This is a genomic window from Psychrobacter sp. ANT206, assembly GCF_056880555.1.
In genome coordinates, this window is sequence record NZ_CP096271.1 from 1 (window position 1) to 25687 (window position 25687).

16 protein-coding genes are annotated in these 25687 nt (G+C 42.8%); 8 read left to right on the top strand and 8 right to left on the bottom strand.

Annotated elements, in window-relative coordinates:
- From dnaA to M0221_RS00025, 5 genes are all read left to right on the top strand, one after another.
- Window positions 1-1446: a chromosomal replication initiator protein DnaA gene (gene dnaA / locus M0221_RS00005; protein ID WP_181209298.1), complete on the top strand. Its 1446-nt coding sequence runs from the start codon at window positions 1-3 to the stop codon at window positions 1444-1446.
- Between the two features lie 160 nt (window positions 1447-1606).
- Window positions 1607-2782 carry a DNA polymerase III subunit beta gene (dnaN, locus tag M0221_RS00010; RefSeq protein WP_483283968.1) on the top strand — a complete coding sequence of 392 codons (1176 nt, stop codon included), beginning with the start codon at window positions 1607-1609 and terminating at the stop codon, window positions 2780-2782.
- Between the two features lie 165 nt (window positions 2783-2947).
- Window positions 2948-4156 carry a DNA replication/repair protein RecF gene (recF, locus tag M0221_RS00015; RefSeq protein ID WP_483283969.1) on the top strand — a complete coding sequence of 403 codons (1209 nt, stop codon included), beginning with the start codon at window positions 2948-2950 and terminating at the stop codon, window positions 4154-4156.
- 499 nt (window positions 4157-4655) lie between these two features.
- Complete coding sequence (gene gyrB, locus M0221_RS00020) at window positions 4656-7271, top strand: DNA topoisomerase (ATP-hydrolyzing) subunit B (RefSeq protein WP_483283970.1); 2616 nt, start codon at window positions 4656-4658, stop codon at window positions 7269-7271.
- A 124-nt stretch (window positions 7272-7395) separates the two neighbouring features.
- Window positions 7396-7977 carry a manganese efflux pump MntP gene (locus M0221_RS00025; RefSeq protein ID WP_483283971.1) on the top strand — a complete coding sequence of 194 codons (582 nt, stop codon included), beginning with the start codon at window positions 7396-7398 and terminating at the stop codon, window positions 7975-7977.
- A 111-nt stretch (window positions 7978-8088) separates the two neighbouring features.
- Here M0221_RS00025 and rlmF read toward each other — a convergent pair whose 3' ends face one another.
- Entirely contained in the window at window positions 8089-9126 is a 1038-nt protein-coding gene (gene rlmF, locus M0221_RS00030; RefSeq protein WP_041772346.1) for a 23S rRNA (adenine(1618)-N(6))-methyltransferase RlmF, read from the bottom strand.
- Between the two features lie 65 nt (window positions 9127-9191).
- Window positions 9192-9929, bottom strand: coding sequence for a LysE family translocator (locus M0221_RS00035; RefSeq protein ID WP_483283972.1), 738 nt, complete (start codon window positions 9927-9929; stop codon window positions 9192-9194).
- A gap of 203 nt (window positions 9930-10132) precedes the next feature.
- On the opposite strand from M0221_RS00035, the gene M0221_RS00040 reads away from it, so the two are divergent.
- The gene (locus M0221_RS00040) at window positions 10133-10960 is read left to right on the top strand and encodes a crotonase/enoyl-CoA hydratase family protein (RefSeq protein WP_483283973.1); all 828 of its coding nucleotides are present in this window, start codon (window positions 10133-10135) and stop codon (window positions 10958-10960) included.
- 183 nt (window positions 10961-11143) lie between these two features.
- Here M0221_RS00040 and M0221_RS00045 read toward each other — a convergent pair whose 3' ends face one another.
- Window positions 11144-11983 (bottom strand): hypothetical protein, encoded by an 840-nt coding sequence (locus M0221_RS00045; RefSeq protein ID WP_483283974.1) that lies wholly within the window; start codon window positions 11981-11983, stop codon window positions 11144-11146.
- 239 nt (window positions 11984-12222) lie between these two features.
- On the opposite strand from M0221_RS00045, the gene M0221_RS00050 reads away from it, so the two are divergent.
- A complete protein-coding gene (locus tag M0221_RS00050) occupies window positions 12223-13407 on the top strand; it encodes a MalY/PatB family protein (RefSeq protein WP_483283975.1) in 1185 nt (394 codons plus the stop codon).
- A 128-nt stretch (window positions 13408-13535) separates the two neighbouring features.
- On the opposite strand, the gene M0221_RS00055 is transcribed toward M0221_RS00050, so the two are convergent.
- The 3 genes from M0221_RS00055 to M0221_RS00065 all read right to left on the bottom strand — a co-directional run bounded on the left by M0221_RS00055 (window position 13536) and on the right by M0221_RS00065 (window position 18922).
- Window positions 13536-15104 (bottom strand): FGGY-family carbohydrate kinase, encoded by a 1569-nt coding sequence (locus M0221_RS00055; protein WP_483283976.1) that lies wholly within the window; start codon window positions 15102-15104, stop codon window positions 13536-13538.
- Between the two features lie 180 nt (window positions 15105-15284).
- On the bottom strand, window positions 15285-16940 hold the full coding sequence (locus M0221_RS00060; RefSeq protein WP_483283977.1) for a glycerol-3-phosphate dehydrogenase/oxidase: 1656 nt from the start codon (window positions 16938-16940) through the stop codon (window positions 15285-15287).
- 230 nt (window positions 16941-17170) lie between these two features.
- On the bottom strand, window positions 17171-18922 hold the full coding sequence (locus tag M0221_RS00065) for an FAD-binding oxidoreductase (RefSeq protein ID WP_483283978.1): 1752 nt from the start codon (window positions 18920-18922) through the stop codon (window positions 17171-17173).
- A gap of 256 nt (window positions 18923-19178) precedes the next feature.
- Here M0221_RS00065 and guaA point away from each other — a divergent pair, with 256 nt between their 5' ends.
- Window positions 19179-20774: a glutamine-hydrolyzing GMP synthase gene (gene guaA, locus M0221_RS00070; protein WP_483283979.1), complete on the top strand. Its 1596-nt coding sequence runs from the start codon at window positions 19179-19181 to the stop codon at window positions 20772-20774.
- A gap of 326 nt (window positions 20775-21100) precedes the next feature.
- Here guaA and M0221_RS00075 read toward each other — a convergent pair whose 3' ends face one another.
- Both M0221_RS00075 and M0221_RS00080 read right to left on the bottom strand, forming a co-directional pair.
- Window positions 21101-24406 (bottom strand): VPA1262 family protein, encoded by a 3306-nt coding sequence (locus M0221_RS00075; RefSeq protein WP_483283980.1) that lies wholly within the window; start codon window positions 24404-24406, stop codon window positions 21101-21103.
- A gap of 221 nt (window positions 24407-24627) precedes the next feature.
- Window positions 24628-25632, bottom strand: coding sequence for a YhdH/YhfP family quinone oxidoreductase (locus tag M0221_RS00080; protein ID WP_483283981.1), 1005 nt, complete (start codon window positions 25630-25632; stop codon window positions 24628-24630).
- Window positions 25633-25687: the final 55 nt, after the last annotated feature.

Sequence of the window (25687 nt, forward strand, 5' to 3'; positions counted from 1 at the left end):
ATGATAGATACAGCAAATATTTGGGATAAATGCCTAAACGACTTACGTTATCATGTCAAAGATAACGTGTTTACCATGTGGTTAAGACCATTGTCAGCTCATCAAGAAAACAACACTTTAATCATTCTTGCACCTAATGATTATTTTGTAACTTACATTAAAAAGAACCACTTAGAGGATATTCAGCAGCTGGTTGCTAAGCATAGTCAGGGAAGTATTGAAGAAGTTATTGTACGTGTTGATAATGCTGGTCGCGATATCGATGATAGTAGCTCGCTGCAATCGGGATCATTATTCTCAGAAGATAACCTCTCCCCTACCCCTTCAAATCATGATTTTGAAACGATTCATCATAATAATGCCAAAGCAGATATCGATGCCAATATGCGTCATGCGGAAGCCGTTGACTCTGCTGATGCGAAATCCTTAAATTATTTAAATCCTGATTTTACTTTTGAAACCTTTGTCACAGGTAAGTCTAACAATCTTGCTTATAAGGCGTGCTACGAGCTTGGTAAACGTCAATCAAAAAACCGTCACAATCCTTTGTTTATATATGGACCTTCTGGTTTGGGGAAAACCCATTTAATGCATTCTGTAGCACATCGCTATTTAAAAAATAATCAAACTTTTTATTATTTCACTTCTGAAAAATTTATTAATCAATTGGTTTATTCATTAAGAAATAATAAAATAGAAGATTTTAAAAAGAAAATAAAAAAAGTAGATTTATTAATAGTAGATGATATTCATGTATTAGCTGGAAAGACTAAAAGTAGTAATGAGTTTTTAACATTGTTTGCAGATTTTACTAGTGGTGATAAACAGCTGATTTTGGCATCCGATCGTCATCCATCACAAATGACTGAATTTGACGAGCGCTTTAGATCTCGTTTTTCTTGGGGCTTAACGGTCGCAGTTGATCCGCCTGAAATTGATACGCGCGTACAAATCTTACAAAGGAAAGCCGCCTCTTATGGAATGAGCCTTCCTAAAGAATGTGCGTTATTCATCGCTCAAAATGTTGTTTCTAATGTGAGACGTTTAGAAGGTGCTTTAAACCAGGTATTTGCCAATGCTAACTTAACCGGCGCCCCTATTACCCTTGAAATGGTGCAATATGCCTTAAAAGATATTGTTGCCATGCGCGTACAAGCCGTCAATATGGATAATATTCGTAAAGTGGTCGCTGAATATTATGATGTGACGATTAAAGATATGCTCGGTCGCAAGCGTACGCGTAGTATTGCTAGACCTCGCCAAATAGCGATGGCACTATCACGAGAGTTGACCAGCGAGAGTTTTCCTGAGATTGGGCAGTCTTTTGGAGGACGCGACCACACAACAGTGATGCATGCTTGTGATAAAGTGAATGAGCTACGTGCCGCCGATCCAGCGTTTGATAAGGATTACAAGACCTTAGCTTTGATGCTGCAAGCTGGTTAGAAGGCTCTACTATCACTATATTTTAGTAGATAGATATGGTTTATAATGTTGAAAACGGGCGTATACAGACCCCTAATAGATTATCGTCAGTAGACAGGGTATATTAAGTCAATATTCTTTATTTTTATAAAAAGAATCAATCAAATAAGAGTAACTAAGCATGCAATTATCGATTAATCGAGAGTCGTTACTAAAAGCCATTAACTTGATCGCCAAGGCTGCTGATAAACGCCACAATATGGTTATCTTGGGTAATATCAAGCTACAGCTATTTGAATCAGAGCTTGTTTTGACAGCTTCTGATTTAGAAGTAGAGCTGACATCGACGTTGAAATTGCCTGCTGGAGCTTGTATTGAAGCAGGTACGACGACATTGCCTGCCACTAAATTAAGAGATATTTGTAAATCTTTACCCGCTCAAGCACAAGTCACTCTGATAACTCAAGAAAACCAACGTTGTTTACTAACCAGTGGCAAAAGTCGTTTTACCTTGGGGACATTGCCTAGCGAAGACTATCCAAGTTTGGGTAACCCTGAAAATATCACGCCATTGACGATTAGCCGTAGTCGTCTTATTGATTTGATTCATAAGACCCAATTTGCGATGGCGATTCAAGATGTCCGTTATTATCTAACGGGTATGCTATTTGATGTATCACAGCAGCAGTTAACCACCGTTGCAACCGATGGTCATAGACTGGCATTAGCACGTAGTGTTATTGAAGTCAGTGCTGATTTAAGTATGCAGGCTATCTTGCCACGTAAGGCTGTAATTGAGCTTGAGCGTTTGGCTACCGAGCTGGGCAAAATGCTTGGTGATAAAGACAATGCCGTCACGTTGAGTTTCGGTCGTGAGTTTTTGCAAGTGAGCTTACCATTTGGTGATGTGGATAGTGCAGGGCAGGTTAGTCAGGATTTGATGGTGACTTTTACCGCGCGTCTGATTGATGGTAAATTCCCTGATTATCGCCGTGTGATGCCTAGCAATACAGACAAACTTGCTCTATTTAATCAAGAAAAAATGATGGATGTGCTGCGCCGTGTCGCGATTTTGAGTAATGAGAAATCTCGCGGAGTAGTCTTTAATTTTGCCAGTGATGGTATGGTAGAAGTACGCGCCAATAATGCAGAGCAAGATGAAGCGGTGGAGATGATTCAAGCTAAGTATCAAGGTGAGCCGATGGAGTTGTCCTTTAATGCTGCTTATCTACAAGACGTGCTAGGTGTCATCCAAGGCGACTTGCAAATGCATATGAGCCAGTCAAATGCGTCGGTATTGGTTAATCAGTTAAATGATGAGTTTCATCAGTACGTTATTATGCCAATGCGCATATAATCTATTCTTTAAATGATAGATAGTTAGGGTTGAAAATTATAATTGTTATGGATTTTAACCCTAATCATATTGATGAATTTAAGCTTCCGAAGCTTAAAATTCTATATTTTAATTAAACTTTGCCTGCTAAAATACAAGCAGGATTTATAGGCGGCTGTCGGTATTATGATTGAACGTCTACAAATCTCTCACTTGCGCAATTTAACGCACATCAATTTATCGCCTGCAGCTTGTAATGTTATTATCGGCGCTAATGGCAGTGGTAAAACCTCGTTACTTGAAGCTATATTTTTGTTATCAAGAGGCAAAAGTTTCCGTCATCATCAGCCTAAACGCTACATCCAACATTATCAAGAGTCTGCCACTATACATGCTAAGCTCAATGACAGCCGTACCTTAGCTATCCAAAAGAAAGCAGATGCGACGACTATTCTGCGTTTAAATCAAACCACTGTTTACAACCAAAGCATCTTGACCGAGCAGCTACCAACATTGCTTATAGACCCATCAACGATGGACATGCTAGAGCAGGGTAGTGCCAGTCGTCGCCAGCTATTGGATTGGTTAGTGTTTCACATGAAACAAGGCTTCCACCCCCAGTGGATTGCTTATCAACGTCTTTTAAAACAGCGCAATAGTTTACTAAAGCAACGGCGTCATTTAACTCAGGTTCAGCTCGCTGAGCTTAAAGCTTGGGATAAAGGGCTGGCCAGTCATGCAGCGCTGATTCATCACTACCGTCAAGCTATATTTGAAGCTTGGCAGCCTTATTTTTCTAAGAGCATTGCACAGTTATTGCCTGCTTATGCTGAGCAGTTAAGCTTGAGCTACAATGCGGGCTATGATACTGGTATAGCGCTCGACATACAGCTTAATGAACGCCTAGAGCAGGATTTGCAGTTGGGTTATACCCGTATTGGTAACCATCGTGCTGATATTCACGTACATTGGCGCTCGATAGGCTCAAGACAGATAGCTGATGAGAATCTAAACTCACCTTTATCAGCGGATTCGACTGTTAAACTGCCTATTTTAAAAGAGCAGGCGGCTAATATCTTATCTCGTGGAGAAAAAAAACTGTTGATTACGGCATTGCGTTTATCACAATTACCCTTGTTGCTTAATGCTAAAACTAATAGCGAGCTATATAACAGTGAGGCTAAATTAAGTGCTACACCAGTGGTATTACTAGACGATATTACCGCAGAGCTAGATAATAAGGCGATAGAGATTTTATTATCAACATTAGCACAGCTACCATGTCAGGTATTTGTGACCAGTTTGACAGACAGTATTTTACCTTTAGTACATGAATATTGGGAAAAATCTCAAGTGTTTCACATGAAACAAGGTGATATTTTACCAGCTCAGTAGCTTTTACTAGGGTATTGATATCTGCGTTATTAATCCTTATTTTATGTCCTTAAGCGCCCGTCCCCTTGCATATTTTACCCTCATTCTATACCGCATTCTGATACCTAGAAATCGTTCCCTAAACAGTGACTTACAGGCAAAAAAATGCTAAAATAGAGCTTTATTTTTGTCCTATTCTTAGCAAGTTATCTTACCGTTTTATATGGATCTTTATTATTGGTTGTAAGTACTTAAGTTTTTGATAATAATGAATTTTATTCAATATTTTTAAATTTCATAGCTTTAAGAATAATCGCAGTATGGATCAAATAGAGTATGCAGACCTGACATATTTTTCAATCTGGTTTTTTGCCTCTATATTATTTTCTAAAAAGCTTAGGCCAACCTTAATAAAGACAGAATATGACTACAAAACGATATTATAGATAGCATCATTAAGTATCACCACTGTGGTGAGCTGATGATAAACAGCTGATAATGGCTAGATCAAGGAATGCACATGAGTGACTCATTACCTACCGACCACCAGCAATTAACGTCAGACAGCGCAGTTGAGACTATTGCCGCCGCTGTCGCTCCTGAGGTATTACCCTCTGATTACAGCTCGAAAGACATTCGAGTACTGCGCGGACTAGAAGCGGTGCGCGTGCGTCCTGGTATGTATATTGGTGATACCGATGATGGTACCGGCTTGCATCATATGGTCTTTGAGGTGGTGGATAACTCTATCGATGAAGCGCTTGCTGGTCATTGTGATCAAATTGATATCATTATCCACGAAGATGAATCTGTCAGCGTGATGGATAATGGTCGCGGTGTCCCTGTCGACATTCATCCAGAAGAAGGTGTGTCTGCCGCACAGGTCATTATGACGGTACTGCATGCTGGTGGTAAGTTTGATGATAACAGCTACAAGGTATCTGGCGGTCTGCATGGCGTTGGCGTTTCAGTCGTTAATGCATTATCCAAAAAGCTTGAGATGAATATCTGGCGTGAAGGTTATCATTATCATCAGACTTATACTGATGGTGTGCCTGATGGCGATATTCAGCAAATGGAAGCGACAGATCAAACTGGCACACAAATCCGTTTTTACCCTAGCAATGACGTATTTACTGGTACTATTTTTGAATATGATATTTTAGCCAAGCGTTTACGTGAGTTGTCATTTTTAAACTCTGGCGTACGTATTGTTTTGACTGATGAACGTATTGATAAGCGTCATGAGTTTGAACATAAAGGTGGATTGTCAGAGTTTGTCAGCTATATTAATGCTGGTAAAGATGGCATCAACGACGTGTTCCATTTTATCAGTAATCAAGATGATGGTATCAGTGTCGAAGTGGCGTTGCAGTGGACAGATACTTATAACGAAAAAGTGTTTTGTTTTACCAATAACATTCCACAACGCGATGGCGGCACGCATTTATCTGGCTTCCGCTCAGCACTCACGCGTTGTTTGAATACCTATATGGATCGTGAAAATCTCTTCAAAAAAGAGAAAGTGGCTGCGACTGGTGATGATGCCCGTGAAGGTCTAACGGCTATCGTATCTGTTAAAGTTCCAGATCCTAAGTTTTCGAGTCAAACCAAAGATAAACTGGTATCAAGTGAAGTAAAATCTGCCGTCGAATCAGCAATGCACGATAAGTTTAATGATTATCTGCAAGAGAATCCAAGCGCTGGTAAATTAATTGCCGGTAAAATCATTGATGCTGCTCGTGCTCGTGATGCTGCTCGTAAAGCGCGTGAGATGACTCGTCGTAAGACCACATTAGATATCGCAGGTCTGCCGGGTAAATTGGCGGATTGCCAAGAAAAAGATCCTGCATTATCAGAGCTATACATTGTAGAAGGGGACTCTGCTGGCGGTTCAGCCAAGCAAGGTCGTAGCCGTAAAACGCAAGCAATTTTGCCTTTAAAAGGTAAAATCCTAAACGTTGAGCGCGCGCGTTTTGATAAAATGTTATCGTCACAAGAAGTCGGTAATCTAATTACTGCGCTTGGTTGCGGTATTGGTCCTGACGAATATAATCCTGATAAAGTTCGCTATCATAAAATCATTATCATGACCGATGCGGACGTTGATGGTTCGCACATTAGAACCTTGCTATTGACCTTTTTCTTTCGTCAAACGCCTGAATTGATTGAACGTGGTTATATTTATATCGCACAGCCACCGCTTTATAAAGTCAAAAAAGGTCGTCAAGAGCTATACCTAAAAGACGATGAAGCGCTTAAAGCGTATTTATTATCTTCAACGATTGATAATACTAGGCTGCATATCAGTGCCGATGCACCTGCGATTACTGGTCAAGCGTTAGAGACTTTATTAAACGACTATAATCAAACGCAGCTTATTAAAGCGCGCTTGCAGATTCGTTATCCAGCCGTTTTGTTGGATGCGTTGACTCATACGCCAAAGCTTAGTACTGATATGACGTATGATAAAGATGCAATGCAAGCATGGAAAGACACGCTACAGACCCAGCTTGAGCACTTTGGTAGTGACTTAAGTCCTGAGATTGAGCTGGTGAATATCCATGCACCGCAGCCTAAAAATATGGATGCCGCTGCCGCTGATTTACTGGGTATGAAACCTGTCGTTGCCGTTGAAGAAAGTGATAGCTCTGACGTCGAAGCAGTAGCTCCCAAAGCACAATGGCTGCCACGTATTACGGTCTATGTGCATCAGTTGGCCCATCATTATTTGCTCGATGCCAGCTTTATCAATTCGGGTGAGTATACTAAGCTGCTGCGTTTATCAGCTGAATGGAATACCTTGCTTGATGAAGATGCTTTTATTCGCCGTGATGCAACAGCGGGTACAACCAAAGACATCCCAATACGTGACTTCGATTATTTGTGGCAGCAAATGATGCTTGATGCGCGTCGTGGTCTAGCGATCCAGCGCTATAAAGGGTTGGGCGAGATGAATGCCGATCAGCTGTGGGATACCACTATGGATCCTGAAAACCGCCGTATGCTGCGCGTCAATATTGAAGATGCTATCGCAGCGGATCATATGTTCACCTGCTTGATGGGTGATCATGTTGAACCGCGTCGTATCTTTATCGAAGAAAATGCGTTAACGGTTTCTAATTTAGATATCTAAATGGCATAATATTGTGAATCAATGAAAAACCACCGCTTTGGCAACCAATGCGGTGGTTTTTTAATATCAAGCTTGTTTCACGTGAAACTTAATTGTATAAATGCTTTAAATAATGGATATAGAAATGATCGAAGTTATTTTACTTGCTATAGCATTGGCAATGGATGCGTTTGCGGTATCAATTGGTTTAGGCGCTAAGTCCCAAAAACAATCGTCCGCTTATGTTTTACGTTTAGCGGTTTATGCAGCACTGTATTTTGGTATCGCACAAGGCGTAATGCCATTGATAGGGTATTTATTGGGTGCAGTATTGCTAGGCTGGTTGGCGACTGCTGCCCCGTGGCTTGGCGGTGGTATCCTTATTCTGCTTGGCGCTAAGATGTTATATGAAGCTTTTAATGGTGAGATTGAAGCGGTATTAGAAGATAGTTTTGATAGAAACATGCAAGAAAAAATCAATCATCGCATGATGTTTACACTGGCTATTGCCACCAGTATTGATGCCATGGCAGCAGGATTTACTTTAAATTTACTGGCACTTAATGCGTGGTTAGCGTGCTTCATTATCGCTATTGTCACCGCTGGATTTGGCTTTTTTGGTATCTATTTAGGTAAGTCTTCTGGAACGTGGCTTGAGGATAAAGCTGAGATACTTGGTGGGTTGGTATTGATAGCCATTGGTATAAAGGTTATGTTTATCCGTTAATAAGCACTATTATTTGGATTAATTCTCTACAATAAAAAGCACCCCTTTGATGATCAAAGGGGTGCTTTTTTGTTTCACGTGAAACTATTTTTACTCTATGTTAGCTATTACTTACTCTTCATCGGTATTAAAACGCCATGCAAGTATACGAGTACTTTTTTGACCTTGACTCATCTCGATGATACGCATTTGGGCGACACCAAGTTGTTTCAACAGTAATTGCAGAGGTTTTACGTTTTCTGACTTAGATACCAGTGTCGTAAACCAGCCAACATGCTCAGCGAAATCTTGACTCTCTTTTGCCATCTTAGTTAAAAAGGCAATCTCACCGCCCTCAGACCATAGCTCTTTATGCTGACCACCAAAGTTTAGGTTTTGCGCGGCATTGCCAGACTTTGTTGAGCTGCGGCTGATTTGTTCATTCTCATTCTTACCGCGATGTCGTTGCAAATTATGTTGCTTGCGGCTATTGGCTTCCATCGCTTCTTCTAATGAGGCATGGAACGGCGGATTACATACCACCACATCAAAGTAATCTTGGCGACCGATGATATTTTTAAAAATAAATTTAGGTTCGGTCTGTAGTTTGACTTTAACGGCACTTTTTAGCTTTGGATTGGTCTCACAAATCAGCGCGGCGGTATTGACCGAAATAGGATCGATATCAGAAGCGGTAAATCGCCAGCCGTAGCTTTGACTACCAATAATGGGATAAATTGCACTGGCACCCGTGCCAATATCTAGGGCGTGGATTTCTTTGCCAGTTGGCGGTGTATTGTCTTTATTCACATGCGTAGTTTGCGCGAGCAGGTCAGCGATATAATGGATATAGTCGGCACGACCAGGGATCGGTGGGCAGAGATAACCTTCAGGAATATCCCAAAATTTCACGCCATAATAATTTGCTAGTAGTGCCTGATTGAGCACTCGTACCGCTTGATGATCGGAGAAGTTAATCGTCGACTCACCTTTAGGATTGGTAATGGTGTGCTTGGCAAGCTCTGGTAAGGCACGAGTCAATGCTACAAAGTCATAACGACCTTGGTGCGGATTGCGCGGATGCAGCTGCCCTAATTTTTTGGCAGTCTCAGGCGAGCGGTTTCTGTGATTATTGGCGGTCGGGCGACGGTTTATAGGCTTACTGGTCATAGTATCGGGCTTTGATGTTTGAATATAATGCACCATTTTAGCAGATTTCACGAGTCACTAGCGTCTTATCGACTACGTAAAATAAGATTTAATCCCAATATTATCATCGCTGTACCCAATACGCGGTCGATCCAATGTTCAAAACGCTGAAAGCGACGATGAACGGCAGGAATAGACAGTAACATCACCACGGTACTAAACCATGCCATCTGCAAGACCATCATCCATAGGCCATAAATAGCCAGTTGCCACAGCGGTATATCGGGTGAGAGTACGAGTGTAAATATCGCGACGAAATATACTGGTGCTTTTGGATTAAACACATTACAAAAAAAGCCACGGCGTAAAATGGCAGTGGTCGATTCAATATCAGTAGGCAGTTTTTTATTAGAAATGGCTTTATCAGAAAGCTCGGCATCATTGGTAGAAGTCATTTGCTTAATAAGCATATCTTGTGAAACTCTAACAACTGAATCGGTTGCACTTGCTGAATTTGATGAGTCTAATAGCTTTTTAGGTTTGGCTTGAATACCTTGCCATCCCAGATAAATAAGATAACTACCGCCCAACCATTTAATAGTTGTCAATAATGGCTGCGAATGAGCGATGACCGTTGCCAGTCCTAGTACCGAATAAATGATGTGTACGGCAAGACCCAAGGTAATACCAAGACTACAAATCAAACCTGTGCGTCTACCTTTGGCCAAGGTTTGCTGCGAGACCAATACAAAATCAGGACCCGGGGAGGCGGCAGCGAGTAGATGGACGCTGGTGATAAGCAAAAAACCGTGCCAAAATTCCATAAAATGCTCTGAGTCATGTCTTGAGTTGGATAATAGTTGCACTTATCGCAAATCAGGTCAACTGATATTGATATCGCCGCTGATATGGTGCTTGCGTTGCACCGAACGTATGTCTATATTAAAAGGAAGGTTTATTAACTGTAGTAATATCAATTTAGTGTAATTTGTACTCTATAAATGAATGCTTTAAAAAGGATAAGACTATGACTACGGAAAGCCACAATAGCAATGATGCTGGAGATGACATTGGCAATGACACTCGCATTACCTATGAAATCCAAGACTATATCTGCCTGATCGGACTCAATCGCGCCGATAAACGCAATGCCTTTGACAGTCATATGATTAAGCAACTGTCTGAGGCACTCACTCACTATGAAAATGATACTAATCTACGCTGTGCGTTAATATTTACTCATGGTGAGCATTTTACCGCAGGGCTCGATTTGATGGAGCTACAGGATAAATGGGACAAAGGTGCGTTCGAATTCAATGACGACGAGATCGATCCGTGGGGAATCGGTGGAAAATTGCGCAGTAAGCCTGTCGTCGTCGCGGTACAAGGCACGTGCTTTACCGCTGGGATTGAGCTGATGTTAAATAGTGACGTCGTCATCGCAAGTGATAACTGCAACTTTGCGCAAATGGAAGTCCAGCGCGGTATCATGCCGTTTGGCGGGGCGACCGTACGCTTTGTCGCGGCTGCTGGTTGGCAAAGAGCCATGCCTTATTTACTCACTGGTAAAGCGTTTGATGCGCAAACGGCTGATAGACTGAATTTGGTCAGCGAAGTGGTTGCTAATGGAGAAGAATACGAGCGCGCGCTAACTATCGCTAAAGAGATTTGCAACGCTGCACCGCTTGGGGTGCAAGGGTTATTGTCATCAGCGCAAGATGCCAGTCGTAATGGCGCAAAAGCAGCATTAGCTAATATTCATGGCTATCTGCCGCATTTGTTTCATTCAGAAGATGCCAAAGAGGGTGCGATGGCGATGGTTGAGAGACGTGAGGCTAAGTTTATCGGGCGTTAGATCTTTTCTGAAGTTCAACCTATCTAAAGCCCCATGCCAAACACCTAAACCTAAGACCGTAATCGAAAATAGCAAAAACCTCGCAATCGCGAGGTTTTTTGCTTTATCTAATATTACTAACTTATCAAGTATGACTGTTTGTAACTGCACCAGCGTTAGCAACTTGGCTCTGATTGACTATGACTATTTAGCCGACTTGTAGTAGTCAACCATCATAGTGCCTAACGTGCCATTGTCATCGATAGTGACGATTCTGACCGTGCCTGACTGTGCTGCGGTACTAGACTGCACTTGTCCGGCGTTACCTAAGACGACTTGGTTATTTTTCGCCGCCATTGCTCCGTTACCGATAGCGATGCTATTCATGCCGCCAGCCATAGATTTATTACCTAACGCTACCGAGTTTGCACCTTGTGCGGCTGCCGCTTCACCAACTGCGGTAGAGCGTACGCCACTAGCATCGGCTAGATGACCAAAAGCTTGCGCACGTTCGGCGGTGGCTTTTGATTGCCAACCGATAGACGTCGAGCCTAGACCTGCGGCATTGGCTTGACCGCCGACAGCCGTAGCAGAATTAAGTCCTGCATTGGCTTTATTACCGACAGCGACGGTGTCATTGGTGCCACCAGCCATGGCGGCTTCACCGACTGCGGTAGAGCGAACACCGCTAGCATTGGCTAAATGACCGAAAGCTTGCGCGCGTTCAGCGGTGGCTTTTGATTGCCAACCGATAGACGTCGAGCCTAAACCTGCGGCGTTGGCTTGACCGCCGATGGCAGTTGCCGAATTAAGTCCTGCATTGGCCATATTACCGATTGCAACGGTATCATTAGTGCCACCAGCAGTCGCTGTATTGCCAAGAGCGAGGGCAGTAGTGCTAGTAGTGTTTGCGGTGGTTTGTGCATTTGACATTTGATAGTCAGCGCCTGTTGCCATAGTCGTGCATGAAGCGGTAGCAGCGATGGCTAAAGTAAGGGCACACGTTTTGAGTGCTAAGTTTGGTAAAAAGTCCATTTTCATCATGCTAAATCCTTTTAGACAAGCCATCTTGGCTTAGTAGGGGGTTTGAGTAAAAGCTGATAGATCACAATCCTTGCAATATCAGCGTACTCTGGCATAAATAACTTGATCATATGTAGAGTCCGCAACATCAATGTAACACTAATTTTTAACCATTATTCAAATAATGATGATGTTATATTTTTAAATATCATTTAAGCCGACGAATGAACAGTTATAATATAAAGCAATCGTAAAGGGGAATGCTGGTGTTGTACAACTTTGATGAAATAATAGACAGACGTGATACGGGGTCGTTTAAATGGCACTATACCGATGACACGATTCCGCTATGGGTCGCGGATATGGACTTTAAGGCCGCCCAGCCTATTTTAGCGGCGATTGAACAAGTAGCGCAGCATGGCATATTGGGTTACACCGTGCCGACCGAGCCATTGTATCAAGCGATTATCGACTGGCATGGCAGTCGTTATGACTTGTGGCTGGATAAGCAGGATATCCTGTTTTCTCCGGGTGTCGTGCCAAGTTTGGTACTGATGATGAAGGTATTTACCGAGGTAGGGGATGCGGTATTCATCAATGACCCTATTTATACGCCTTTTATGACCAAGGTTTTGGACAATGATCGTAAGCTGGTGACTTCTGCATTACAGGAGGTTGCGGGACGATATCATCTGGATTTGGAAGATATCGAAGCCAAAATTATCGAGCATAAAGTTAAGTTATATTTGTTCTGCAATCCGCATAATCCGGGCGGGCGGGTATGGACGGCGGATGAACTTGAAGCGCTGCTTTTAATTTGTAAAAAGCACGATGTGGCAATTGTGAGTGATGAAATTCATCAAGATTTAACTTTGAGTGGGCATACATTCACGCCTTTTTTAACCCTAGCAAAAGACTATGAACACAAAGTAGTAAGCCTAACCTCGATGACCAAAACCTTTAATATTGCCGGTATCAAAGGTTCGATGATATTTGCTAAAGACAGCGCATTACTGAGTAAAATTAACCAGCAGCAGCGTTTAAGTGACGAACATGAGCTAAATTTATTTGCTTATACAGCGATGCGTAGTGCTTATGAGCAAGGTGACGAGTGGTTGGCGCAGGCGCTGACTTATATTGAAGCCAATATTGACTTAACCCTGCAATTTTTAGAAGAGCATTTACCTAAAATTAAGGTGATGCGTCCAGAAGCTTCGTATTTGATTTGGCTAGATTGTTCGGCATATGCGCAAGACGATCAAATGCTTTATGACAAATTGAGAGCTGCTAAGGTTGAGCTGAGTGCAGGGATTAAATATGGTGGTGAAGGCCATCTTAAAATGCGCCTCAATGTGGCGTGTCCTAAAGCGCTGCTGATAGAAGGGCTAAACCGTATGCAAACAGCATTAAATAGCGATGTTTTTAATATAGTCGATTCAATTTAAAAAGAATACGGTGTTGCTGGGATAAATTTTGCGAAGCTTCTGGAGTGCGAAGTGCACAGCAAGCGAGGAAAGTTTATCCCAGCATAACGCTATTTTTAACATGCCTCTTTTATATCGAACTGACTGTATTACTTAGCTGGATAACCCGTAATATCTTGAATGCTTTGATATAAAGGCTTTAAGCGCTCATACATTTTGAGATAAACCTCATTATAAAGGCGTTTGTAGAGCTGGACATTGGCTTCGATAGGTAAGAATCCATCACCCAAATGGGTCATGGCCTGAGTTGCGGTTAAATGGTCGGGATAAACGCCAAGTCCCACCGCACAATTGATAGCAGCGCCTAAGCCTGAGGCTTCATAAGTATGCGGTCGATAAGCGGGCATACCGAAGATATCTGCCGTCAGTTGCATCGCTGAGTCACTTTGGGAACCACCGCCAGACACACGCAGATGTTTAATGGCTTTGCCTGTACGCTTCTCAATGGTATCAAAACCAAGCTTTAGCTCATAAGCCAGCCCTTCCAAAATAGCGCGGTAGACATGCGCTCGCGTATGTACATCACCAAAACCAATAAGCGCACCTTTGCCTTCAAGACCCGGATGACGAACACCGGGCGACCAGTACGGCTGCATCATCAAACCCATACAGCCTGCTGGAATGTCTTTGACTGCCTTATCGAGTAGTTTTTCAGTATCAACACCCTGCGTTTTTGCCAGTTGCTCTTCATACTGGGCAAATTGCTCCTTAAACCAGCTGACCATCCAAAAGCCGCGATAAATCATATATTCATGATTGTAGTAATTTGGCGCGGCGGCGGTATAAGCGGGCATGTGCTTGAGTATCTCAATATAACGGCTCGACGTGGTATTGATAGTCGCAGTAGTGCCAAAGCTTAAGCAGGCGGTATCGGCGGCAAGTCCGGCGGAGCCCAACGCTTCGCAAGCTTTATCACTGGCGGCAGCAATCATTGGCGTGCCTTCAAGAATACCAGTAGCGGCAGCAGCTTTAGCAGTAATACTACCGAGCTGCTGCCCAGGTGGTATAAGTTTGGGCATTTGCTCTATCCGGCAACTGAACAATCGCCATTTGATGTTGTTTGGCTTAAACCATGCTTGCGCTTTGTAATCGTAAGGCAGATAGCCTAAGGCATGACCAGTAGAGTCGGCAATCTCGCCTGTGAGCTGATAGGTGAGGTACGCGGATAAATTGACATAATAGGTTGTTTTTGCCCATATCTCTGACTCATGATGCGCAAGCCAATTACAGCGTGCTTTTTGCTGCGCCTCTTGTACCAGCTCGCCCATACCGATGACTTTGGTGAGTGGACCTAGAAAGCCTATGTCATTGTTCTCGCCGCGACGCAAATCCATCCAAACAATGGCTGGGCGTAGCGGTTGTTTATCCTTGTCCAAACATATCATGGTATAGCGCTGGGTAGCGAGACTGACGCCGGCAATTTGCGCTGGGCTAATATCGCAGGTTTGCCACAACTGCTGACAGGCCTCGCTTAATTTTTGCCAATAGTAATCGGCATGTTGCTCGGCAAAACTAGGCTGCTCAGAAAAATACGGCTCGATAGGGACGCGTGCTTTGGCTATCTCGCTACCAAATTGATCAAAGATAAGTGCTCTGACACTTTGGGTGCCATTGTCGATGGCTAAGAAATAAATAGGCGCATCAAAGTTGTCGTTCATAGTCATCCTTAACTATGTGGGAATATAGGTTGAAACTAACTTAGAGTATAAAGCGGAACGGGTATTAATTTTTCTAGCTTGCTGTGCCTACGCCGACAGAGGCTAAAAAAATTCATCCCAGTTCCGTCATATCTTTTCAACACTGAGTTTAGTATAGATAAATTAGGATATAAAAAAGCGCTAAGCCGCAGGCAGATAATAGTAGCGTTGCCATAAGGCTTGATAACGGTCAGCCTCTTGCTGCCATTTTTGCTCATCCCAGCCTAGCTCCTGCTGACATATTTGCTTGACTCGCTGACTGATTAGCGGGGTCATCGCACCATTGGGCAATATAAGACCCAAGCGCGTGCGTCGTAGTAATAAATCATCCAAATGAATAACCTGCTCATAGCGAGCAGCAAAGCGAATCTCCGCCCAAATGGTATTGCTATCGGTCACATAAGCCAAGTCATCGTCATGAGCCAGCTCTAGCAAAGTATCGAGCTGTAGGCCATAAAAACCTTTTAAGCGCTGTTGTAATGGTAGCGGCAGGGCAGTAAATTTAGGGTTGGTTGAGGTTTGCTTGCTAAAAACTTGGCTGCTATATAACACATTATCTTGAGTAGCTGATTCATCGAGTTCGAGCACCTTTTGACAGACTTTTAGTACATCAAGGGCGATTAGGCGAAAGGTGGTTAATTTGCCACCGCTTACAGTGACCAGATTATTATCCAACCAGACGCTATGATCGCGTTTTTCCTTACTAGGACTGACGCGCTTACCATCATTGCCATCAGAAATCAGTGGTCGCACGCCTGCCCATGAGCTGATGACATCCTTGCGGCTAATATCTACATCATCAAAAAGATCGTTGGTCGCGGTCAACAGATAGTCCACCTCAGCATTGGTAATGCCGACTTCTGTATCATCTAAGGGTGGATGGTCCAAATCAGTAGTACCAAGAACGGTTCGGTTCTCCCACGGAAAGACAAAGATTGCTCTTTTATCGACAGGATGCAAAAAGGTATAGGCTTGATTGAGCGGTAGGCGCTCTTGACTGACCACCAAATGACTGCCACGCGATGGACGAATTTGCTTATGAAAGGTTTGTTCCGTTTGCTGACTGGCTTGCATCCGTAATGTATCTGCCCAAGCGCCCGTGGCACTGACCACGACTTTGGCCCGAACGTCGTAAGTATGAGTGCTATGTTGAGGAGAGCTGTCTTTTAGAGTAGCCCCCACCACTAAGCCTTGTTCAGTGGTTATGAGTGATTCTGCTTTAAGATAGTTAATCGCGTGCGCACCATCATGAATAGCTTCGTCCAATACCCGCATCACGAGCCGTGAGTCATCGGTCACAGCATCACTAAATTGACTGGCACCCAAAAATTTATCTTGTTTAATATGAGGGTTAAGGCTAAGAAAGGCGTCTTTTTTAAAGTACTTAAAGTAGTGCTTACCCGCGAGCTTATCATATACCCTAAGTAGATTATTAAATATCCATGGCGGTGGAAACTTGCCTTTGTAATGGGGCATGACATAGTGCATCTCATTAACGAGGCCACTCGCTTCATTCAGCATGCGTTCACGCTCGCGTACGCTGTGCAGTGTCGTCTTGAAATCGCCTGAGGCAATGTAACGTAGCCCGCCATGTACCATTTTGCTTGAGCGGCTGGAGGTGCCCCAAGCGAAGTCTTTTTGCTCAATTAATAGTACTGCTAAGCCGCGTCTTGCTGCTTCGCGAGCAATACCAGCACCAGTGATCCCGCCACCGATAATGAGCATATCCCATGGTTCAGAACGAGACAGTGGTCCTAATGCTTGCTGGCGTTGTTGATATTGATTAGCTCGGTTCATAGACGACTCATTTTAATTGTTACTTAATTTCAACTATGTATGTTATCCAAATAATCTAATTCATAGTCGTTACTAAATAAAATAAATACACTATATTATAATGCGCGACTGGTATTAATTTTCCTTGCGTGCTGTGCCTACGCCGACAGAGGCTGCGAAAAATCAATGCCAGCCGCGCTGTAACGCTCTTAAACCAAACTAACTATAAACAAGGTTTTTGAATAAAGTTATTATTCAATCAAAACACCCGGATTCATACGCTGCTCAGGGTCCAGACTTTTTAGCATATCACGGGTAACCTGAATACCTAGCTTGCCCTTTTCAGCAGTGAGGTAAGGGGCATGGTCACGGCCGACACCATGCTGGTGCGATATTGTCGCTTTACCATTTGCTAGACTTGAGCTGGCAGCATGCTTGATTTTTTGCCAGCGACTTAAGGTACTGGCGTGATCTTGTGCCGCTCTAAAGAAGTAGGTGGTATAAAGGCTAGCACCTTGCTTATAAACGTGTGAGATATGCGTAAATGCCATCACGGCTTCGCCTTCGTCTGCCAGTGCGGTTTGCACCGCTGCTTGCATCTGCTGCATTTGCTCGTCGATATTATGCCAATTGGTCGCGGTCTCAAAGGTATCGACCATGATGCCTTTTTCCCACAAAGTACCGCGCAAATATGGAAATTTAAAACGCCCATGTGACCATATCTTACCCATCAGATTGGCAAGCTTGCCACTGATACCACCATGCTGCTTTAACAGATTTTTAAACTGCGTCAGTGCCAGCGCATTCTGTGCTTTATCACCTGATAGGCCATAAGTAAGCATGACTTTTTGTGAACCTAATCCGCGAGCTTTTAGATAGGTGTTGATTGCCAAAAATTGACTGGGCGTCGTGCCTAAATGTAGATGAGCATCAGTCTCGACCGCATTGCTCAGGCGTAGCATCGATAGGCGAATATTTTTTTGTACTGCTTGTCTGAGTACTTCTTTACCCGCTTCCCAATTTGGCAAAAATACCACTTTGAATAGCTCTTCTTCCGGTTGCGACTGCACGCGCATTTTGACTTCGGTAAAAATACCGGCGCGGCCTTCAGTACCCATCATCATTTCACGCAGATCAGGCCCTGCTGCTGACGCTGGAATATCAGCGATATTGAGTACCCCTAGAGGCGTGACCAACGTACCACCAGCAAACATCTGCTCGATACGTCCGTAACCCAATGACTGCTGACCGCTAGAGCGTGCTGCAATCCAGCCGCCAAGCGTCGATAATTCCCACGACTGCGGATAATGTCCTAAACGGTAACCGTGGGCATTTAATTGCGCCTCGACTGCTGGACCTTGTGTACCTGCGCCAAAAGTAGCAATTTGGCTCTCATTGTCTAAGTCAATGAGTTGATCCATCTTGCTCATGGCGATGGTCAATACGGGGCTTGAACCCTTTTGCGGATTGATATGACCAGCGACTGAGGTACCGCCACCAAAAGGAATGACGATCAGGTCATACTCGCTTGCTAGTTTTAATAAGGTTTCGACATCAGCGGTTGATTGCGGATGCGCCACGCCATCAGGAAAAACCTCAAAGTCGCCGCCGTGCATAGCTATCCAATCCGGAAAGCTCTGACCACGGGCATGTCTGAGTCTTACTTCGTTATCGACAGATACAGTATCAAGCTCAATCATAGCAGCAGGTAAGCGTGATTTTGGAACGGTTTTGAGCACCTTTTGTAAGCTGACAGAAGACAGTTTTTTAGTTTTACCGATATGGGATTTGATCAGTTTTGCACCATGTGGCGAGACTTTTTTATTGATACTGACATTGCCCCAACCATTCCAGCGCGTCTGTTCTATAGGTGTGTTGGCAGGTGTAATGACGGACGTATCTATTTTTGAGAGCGTAACTAAACTGGTATTATCAATAGGAGAGGTCGTTGAGATAGAGGCAGTTTTAGACGTTTTACGCATAAAGGATTTAATTTTGCTCATAGTAAATTTAACCTATCTATTTATAATCACGGTTTGAGTGTCGCTACTGTGGCTATCTCATTGTCCATAATCAGGCAATGAGGATATTGTTCTTTATCGAATTAGCATATCACAAATGATCTGATTATTTGATATATGCTAAACATTAGTAGAATCATTAAAAAATAGACAATAATAAACGCATATCTAACCGCCACTACATTCGTGAAACTTGTTAAAATAGCGCACCAATTTATTTATTGATGGACACTACGTTATGACAACTGCTGCCAACGTTCCTACTATTAAAGAAGATCGCATCTTAATTCTCGATTTTGGCTCACAGTACAGCCAGCTTATCGCCCGCCGTGTCCGTGATTCAGGCGTATTTTGTGAGATGTTCCCTTATGATATCGACACTCAGCGTATTATCGATTTTGGCGCAAAAGGCGTTATCTTATCTGGTGGTCCTGAGAGCGTCCACGCAGATGACAGCCCACGCATCAACGATGCTGTATTTGATCTAGGCGTACCAGTATTGGGTATCTGCTATGGTATGCAAGCGATGGCAGAGCGTTTCGGTGGTAAAGTTCACGCCAGTGATATCCATGAATTTGGCGCAGCAACCATCAATATCGATGGCAAATCAACGCTGACTGATGGTATCGAAGACGCAGCAGCGAAGCTAAATGTGTGGATGAGTCATGGCGATAAAGTGGTCGATGCCCCACAAGGTTTCGATATCGTTGCCAGCACGCCAAGCTGCCCGATTGCGATCATGGCAGATGATTCGCGCCATTATTATGGTTTGCAGTTCCATCCTGAAGTGACGCATACCGCACAAGGGTCTGCATTACTTGGTCGTTTCGTCCATGAAATCTGTGGCTGCGCCGGTAGCTGGACGCCTGATAACATCATCGATATGCGTATTGAGCAACTGAAAAAGCAAATCGGTGATAAGCAAGTATTGCTCGGTCTTTCAGGTGGTGTAGATAGCTCAGTCGTCGCAGCATTGTTGCATAAAGCCATTGGCGATCAATTAACGTGTGTATTTGTCGATACGGGTCTCTTGCGTCTACATGAAGGCGACCAAGTGATGCAAATCTTCGCTGAAAACATGGGTGTAAAAGTCATTCGCGTCGATGCCGAAGAGTTATTCTTAACCGCATTGGCTGGTGAGTCTGACCCTGAAGCCAAACGTAAAATCATCGGTAAAACCTTTATCGATGTATTCGCTAATAGTGCTCGTGAAATCAGTGAGCAAAGCGATGGTAAAGTCATCGAATTCTTAGCGCAAGGTACGATTTATCCAGACGTGATTGAATCAGCTAAGTCGCACCAAGGTAAAGCGCATGTGATCAAGAGCCATCATAATGTTGGAGGATTACCTGATGATCTGGCGTTTGAATTGGTTGAGCCATTGCGTGATTTGTTTAAAGATGAAGTGCGTAAATTAGGTCTTACTCTTGGTCTGCCTGCAAAAATGATCAACCGCCATCCGTTCCCAGGACCGGGTTTGGGCGTGCGTATCTTGGGCGAAGTGACCAAAGAGTTTGCTGATATCCTACGCTCTGCTGACGCGATATTTATGGAAGAGTTAGAACGCTCAGGCTGGTATGAGAAGACCGCGCAAGCATTTGCGGTATTCCAACCAATCAAATCGGTTGGCGTGGTCGGTGATGGTCGCCGCTATGCGTGGGTAATCGCGCTACGTGCCGTTGAGACTGTGGATTTTATGACTGCGCGCTTTGCGCATCTGCCATATGATTTGATTGAAACGGTATCGAATCGCATTATGAATGAAATCGCTGAAGTCTCACGCGTGACTTATGATGTGTCGAGCAAGCCACCTGCGACGATTGAGTGGGAATAAACCGTTTAAGTATTCTAAACGGTAACGGTGTTAACCTAGCTAGATGTACAAACACGTACTATCTGCGTTCGGTTGCCTTGTTACCATTTTAGACTACGTAAACTTATCTAAATAGCTTTTCAACTCATGTTTTATGAATTGATATACGACTAATCGATAATTAGATTAGTTCAATATAGCGATAAAAAAGCACTCAACTTGGTTGGGTGCTTTTTTTGGTTTGGAATTTCTGGAGATATTCTCGCTTTCTGCTATTATCTGGTCTGCCGTATCATTTAAATAGTATGGACTAATCAACGCTATTGAGATTATTTTGGAACTGATAACTATGATCTATTAATTGCTGTTTGAATAATTTGGTGCAAATGATGTGAACAAATTGTTTTAGGATCATGTTGTGCATAATTACTTAACCTATTTATTGCAAAGCTATCCCAAGCTGATGGAGAGATTCGTTCCATAATTTCTTCACTATTAACCAGAAGATTACTAAGAGATATAGACTGAGAAGGCAATACTTCTGCAATCCTTTTAGCAAGTGCATAAAGCCAAAGATTAACTTGGTGCGCATTGCTGTATGATTTATAGCTTATCTGGGCGCTCATTGGTCTCCTGATAGTTCGAGCTAGCGTATTAAAAATTTTCCACAGTTTGCTGAAATTTTCCTCTTGAACGGTGGGGTTTAGGTATTTAGTCAACACAGCAAGCTCATCTGTAAATGCCCCATCCGTTTCTAATGCGAAATGAATATCATCGGTTTTAAGGGCTACTTGCCATTGGGTAATCAACTCTACCAACCACTGATCAGCAACTTGATCTACATTTATTTTTCCGTGTTCTAGCATTGGAACGAACATAGATTCAAGAATCCAAGGTGTGAAATGATGTAGCCTACCAAGACGACCACGAACGGATTGAAGAATATCCTTGAACTCATCGTCCGTGAGAGGAGACTGCAACGACTGAATTAAGCAAGCAACGAGCTGTGGTTTAACATCCGAATCAAGGTAGTTAGCTTCGTTGATCATCCAACACTGAATAATACGTCGAGCAGAGGTTTCAATATGGTTAATTTTAGAGAGTGCCTCAACTCCCCAGTTGCCTTTATTTATAGCATTTGCCAGTGCGTGAAGTCCTATCCAAGTTATAAGGTTCACATTGCTCTGCAACAGTGCATCAATTTCTTCATGCTTTTTGTCAAAGCTAACGCACAAACAAATATTTTTAAGGGCTTCAACCACAAGCGTATACGAACGAGGTTGCTTGATTGGTCTAGAAAGCATCACGTTTAACCATGATACCAAGTCTTTTGGGGATTCCAACCATAGAATTTTTATTGAGTAGTAGTCACTCCATGAGATATCTACGGGCGAATATGTAAAAATCCTAAATGGATCACTTTCTGATATTAATAGTGAGGTAAGCTCTTGTGAGCGGTAGTATTCAATATCGATTTGTTGTTTTTCTATACGTGGTTGTATCGCATCCGATCTGTTAGGATTAATATGGTCTAAGAGCGTTAGTTTAACTGACTGGGATAGTACCACGTTCTCCTTATTATACAGATTGCCAGCATAAGGGTCAGCTGGGGAGTTTGCTATCACACAACTAAGAGCGTCCCATGTTGAGGAAAAATCATTCATTGGTAGCCCTTCAGACCAAAATTTAGCTGGAAGAGCGTCAAAAAGGTCTGGGTTCAACTGTTCATCCTTAACGTAACCTTTCTTATCCATCTCTTCTTCAAGTGCGTCTCCAGATAAGTCTGAAAGCTGTTCATCATTGAGCCACCAAGCTATCACATTACCAGCGTATGGATGCTCCGAGAATGAACAAGAATGGTTAGACTCATGAGGCTTTTCTTCCATCTGTGTTTGACTATTACTCGAATCGAAAATTATTTTTGCTAATGGTTCAGAGTCGTATGCATGAAGCGTATGTTGGATAATTTTGTCGATATATTCAAATACATGTGGAAGTATGTCTAGTGGTATTGGTGTTACCAGTAGCGGATGATTCTCACTAGCTCTCTGAATTGAGTTAGAAAGATGATACCCTGCTAGTGGCTGATCATTAGCGGAGCGAATGAGAATCATTCGATCATGGAGTTTACTTTCTGGAACTGCAAGCACCTTGAGATCAACACTCCCAAAATAGCCATTATTCCAGCCCGAACATCTTGTTAAAAGGTTGTCAACGCGGGTGGGCTGACTAGAATCGTTTGTACTATCATTATTAGAAATTTTTTCTGTCGTAATAATCAGGTAATTAGCGCTATCCGTCCCTAGTCTGTTGAGAAGTTCAATGCCCACATCTTCCATATATGGATCGACCCAAGCGACTTTCGCGTTGTGGTGCTTTTTAAAAATATCTTTAAGCCATTTTCCTAACTCAAGACGGCTCACACCGCTGTCGTTAAGAGTGGGGAAAAACCTACCCTCAGAATTATCTGGGCACAGCTGTTTGACTCTTTTTTGGATCAATCGATTAGTTGCAACCCATGGATCAGGTGTATGACCACCTATTTTTGACTGAGAAGTGTGAGCAGCACGTTCAATCTGTTTTGCTTGCTCCAGTCTAAACTTCTCTCTTTTAGGTACTTTCTTGTCTAGCCATGAAAAATTCTCATTTGATCTCATACCATCTATTAATTGTAGATTAAAGTTCGCTTCTCGGACAAAATAGTTACCAGTTTGAATTAAGAGGAACGAATCATTTTCGTTAAAGCCAAGTGCATATATTTCCATTGTATAAGCTGTGCCAGCTTGGTTTTGAAACGCTTGTATTTCAAATGAATGGCAGATTGGATAAGAAGAGTCTTTACTGATTTTGGTAATATAAGAAGACTGAACACTACCGTCACTATGCGCCTTGATAATAACTAATAAATCCGAAGGTTCTCGAGTTAATGATTCGAATAGCTTCAGAGAAGATTGCTCCCCCTTCAAGGTTATATCGTATTTACAACGCTCATTAGCATTAAGCCCTGGCGCACAAATGAATTCAAAGTCATTAAGTCTCCAAGAATCAATTTCGGAAAAATCCATGCCAGTCTCAGCATCTAATATTCGGCACGCAGCTTTAGCAATCATCATGTCGCATCCTTCAGGGACGCTGAATATTTTTGGTTTGGTATCTGAAGAAACTGAACCGCTGTCAACACTGCAATGACTGTTAGGGCTTAATTGCTTTGTTTGAAATCGATAATAATCGCGAGTGGGCAAATGCATTACAGGACGAGTGATAGGGTTCTCACCGAAGGTACTTTCGCCAACAATATTAGCTAGCTCTTCGCTGATAGTGAGTTCGGAAAATTGACTGGCGTTTTGAAGAGAGGCTCCACTGATGAATTGTTCAAAGAAAGCTTTTAGTTTTTTAGTGGAAGTATAAATTGTCAGAGAATGCGTTTTGACTGAGCAATTATCATAGAGTGGTGTTTTTTTACTAACAGTACCATGCCAACAGTCTGATAAGTATGTGCCCGATAGCGACCTACCATATAGAAAGCGTAACTCTCTTGAACTTTCTCGTTCAATTTCTAGTATCCATATTTGGCTTACAGTGATGTTACTATCATCACCAAAAAGGTCATACAGTCTGAAGTCTGCAAATAATGTATCAAGATGGTTGGCCATAAAAAATCACTCTACCCGAATTAATTACCAGTGTACTGAATATTTTGCTCTTTAAAATAATTTATTAGTATAAAGTTTTTAAAATTTAATATTTAATATTCACTTTGCGAATCTAAATAGTAAAAACATACTTTCCAATAAAATTTTTTAAGAAAGGATTCAAGTGCTAGAACCAAAAAAAAGCAACACTTGCCAGTGCTGCTTTTTTCCTTATATTGATTTTAACCCCGAACATTCACCACATAACGCCCAACCGTTTGACTCGCCATAAAGCGATCTAAGTATTCCGGCGTTTGCTCAAGCGTAATCTCTTCACAATAATTCTCTAAATTAGGCAGTTTCATATCGGTGGAGACACGCTGCCAAATCGCTTTTTTATCCGCCAATGGAATATAGACCGAATCGATACCGAGTAGGGACACCGCACGGGTGATAAAAGGTATCACTGACATCGAAAACTCAGCGCCGCTTGCTAAACCACAACTGGTCACTGCGCCGCCAGCTTTGGTTTGCTTAAGTAGGTTCGCCAAATAATCGCCGCCAATCGTATCAATAGCATTTGCCCACAGTTCACGACCGGCAGGTTTATCCCCAACCTCGTTAATGGTATCGCGATGACGGACTTCGCTTGCACCAAGCTCTTTTAGATAGTCACTTTGCTCAGGCTTACCAGAGAAGGCAAGCACCTCATAGCCTAGCTGACTTAAAATCGCGATACTGATACTACCAACGCCGCCCGTTGCGCCAGTCACCGCGACTGAACCGTCTTCAGGTTTTGCGCCCATTTTCTCTAGCTTTTGGATACTCAATGCAGCCGTTAAGCCGCCCGTACCATATATCATCGCTTCTTTTAATGTCAAAGAAGACGGGCATTCGACCACCCAATCGGCAGGGATAGATATCATCTGACTTAAGCCGCCATCGGTATCCATGCCCAAATCATAGCCAAAGACGACGACTTCTTGGCCTGCGGTAAAGGTGCCAGACTTATCACTAACCACCACGCCTGCCGCATCAATACCAGGGGTATGCGGATAGTTTTTGGTGATTCTTTTATTGCCTGATGCCGACATGGCATCTTTGAAATTTAGTGATGAGTAATGCACTTCAATTAATAAATCATTTTCTGGCAAGTCACTGACGCTACGTTCTTGAATGCTTTTGCTAAAAGTGCCATCAGCATGTTCTTCGACGACCAAAGCTTTAAACGTTGTTTGTTTAGACATAAGGCCATTCCTAATTGGATTTTTTATATAGATATCCATTTGCGAGTAGAGAAAA

Excerpts from the sequence above, each read along its gene's own strand:
- M0221_RS00035 (WP_483283972.1), bottom strand. The coding sequence starts at position 9,929 with ATGGAATTTTGGCACGGTTTTTTGCTTATCACCAGCGTCCATCTACTC.
- M0221_RS00025 (WP_483283971.1), top strand. The coding sequence starts at position 7,396 with ATGATCGAAGTTATTTTACTTGCTATAGCATTGGCAATGGATGCGTTT.
- rlmF (WP_041772346.1), bottom strand. The coding sequence starts at position 9,126 with ATGACCAGTAAGCCTATAAACCGTCGCCCGACCGCCAATAATCACAGA.
- M0221_RS00080 (WP_483283981.1), bottom strand. The coding sequence starts at position 25,632 with ATGTCTAAACAAACAACGTTTAAAGCTTTGGTCGTCGAAGAACATGCT.
- M0221_RS00050 (WP_483283975.1), top strand. The coding sequence starts at position 12,223 with ATGCTGGTGTTGTACAACTTTGATGAAATAATAGACAGACGTGATACG.
- dnaA (WP_181209298.1), top strand. The coding sequence starts at position 1 with ATGATAGATACAGCAAATATTTGGGATAAATGCCTAAACGACTTACGT.
- M0221_RS00065 (WP_483283978.1), bottom strand. The coding sequence starts at position 18,922 with ATGAGCAAAATTAAATCCTTTATGCGTAAAACGTCTAAAACTGCCTCT.
- dnaN (WP_483283968.1), top strand. The coding sequence starts at position 1,607 with ATGCAATTATCGATTAATCGAGAGTCGTTACTAAAAGCCATTAACTTG.
- recF (WP_483283969.1), top strand. The coding sequence starts at position 2,948 with ATGATTGAACGTCTACAAATCTCTCACTTGCGCAATTTAACGCACATC.
- M0221_RS00040 (WP_483283973.1), top strand. The coding sequence starts at position 10,133 with ATGACTACGGAAAGCCACAATAGCAATGATGCTGGAGATGACATTGGC.
- M0221_RS00060 (WP_483283977.1), bottom strand. The coding sequence starts at position 16,940 with ATGAACCGAGCTAATCAATATCAACAACGCCAGCAAGCATTAGGACCA.
- gyrB (WP_483283970.1), top strand. The coding sequence starts at position 4,656 with ATGAGTGACTCATTACCTACCGACCACCAGCAATTAACGTCAGACAGC.
- M0221_RS00055 (WP_483283976.1), bottom strand. The coding sequence starts at position 15,104 with ATGAACGACAACTTTGATGCGCCTATTTATTTCTTAGCCATCGACAAT.
- guaA (WP_483283979.1), top strand. The coding sequence starts at position 19,179 with ATGACAACTGCTGCCAACGTTCCTACTATTAAAGAAGATCGCATCTTA.
- M0221_RS00045 (WP_483283974.1), bottom strand. The coding sequence starts at position 11,983 with ATGATGAAAATGGACTTTTTACCAAACTTAGCACTCAAAACGTGTGCC.
- M0221_RS00075 (WP_483283980.1), bottom strand. The coding sequence starts at position 24,406 with ATGGCCAACCATCTTGATACATTATTTGCAGACTTCAGACTGTATGAC.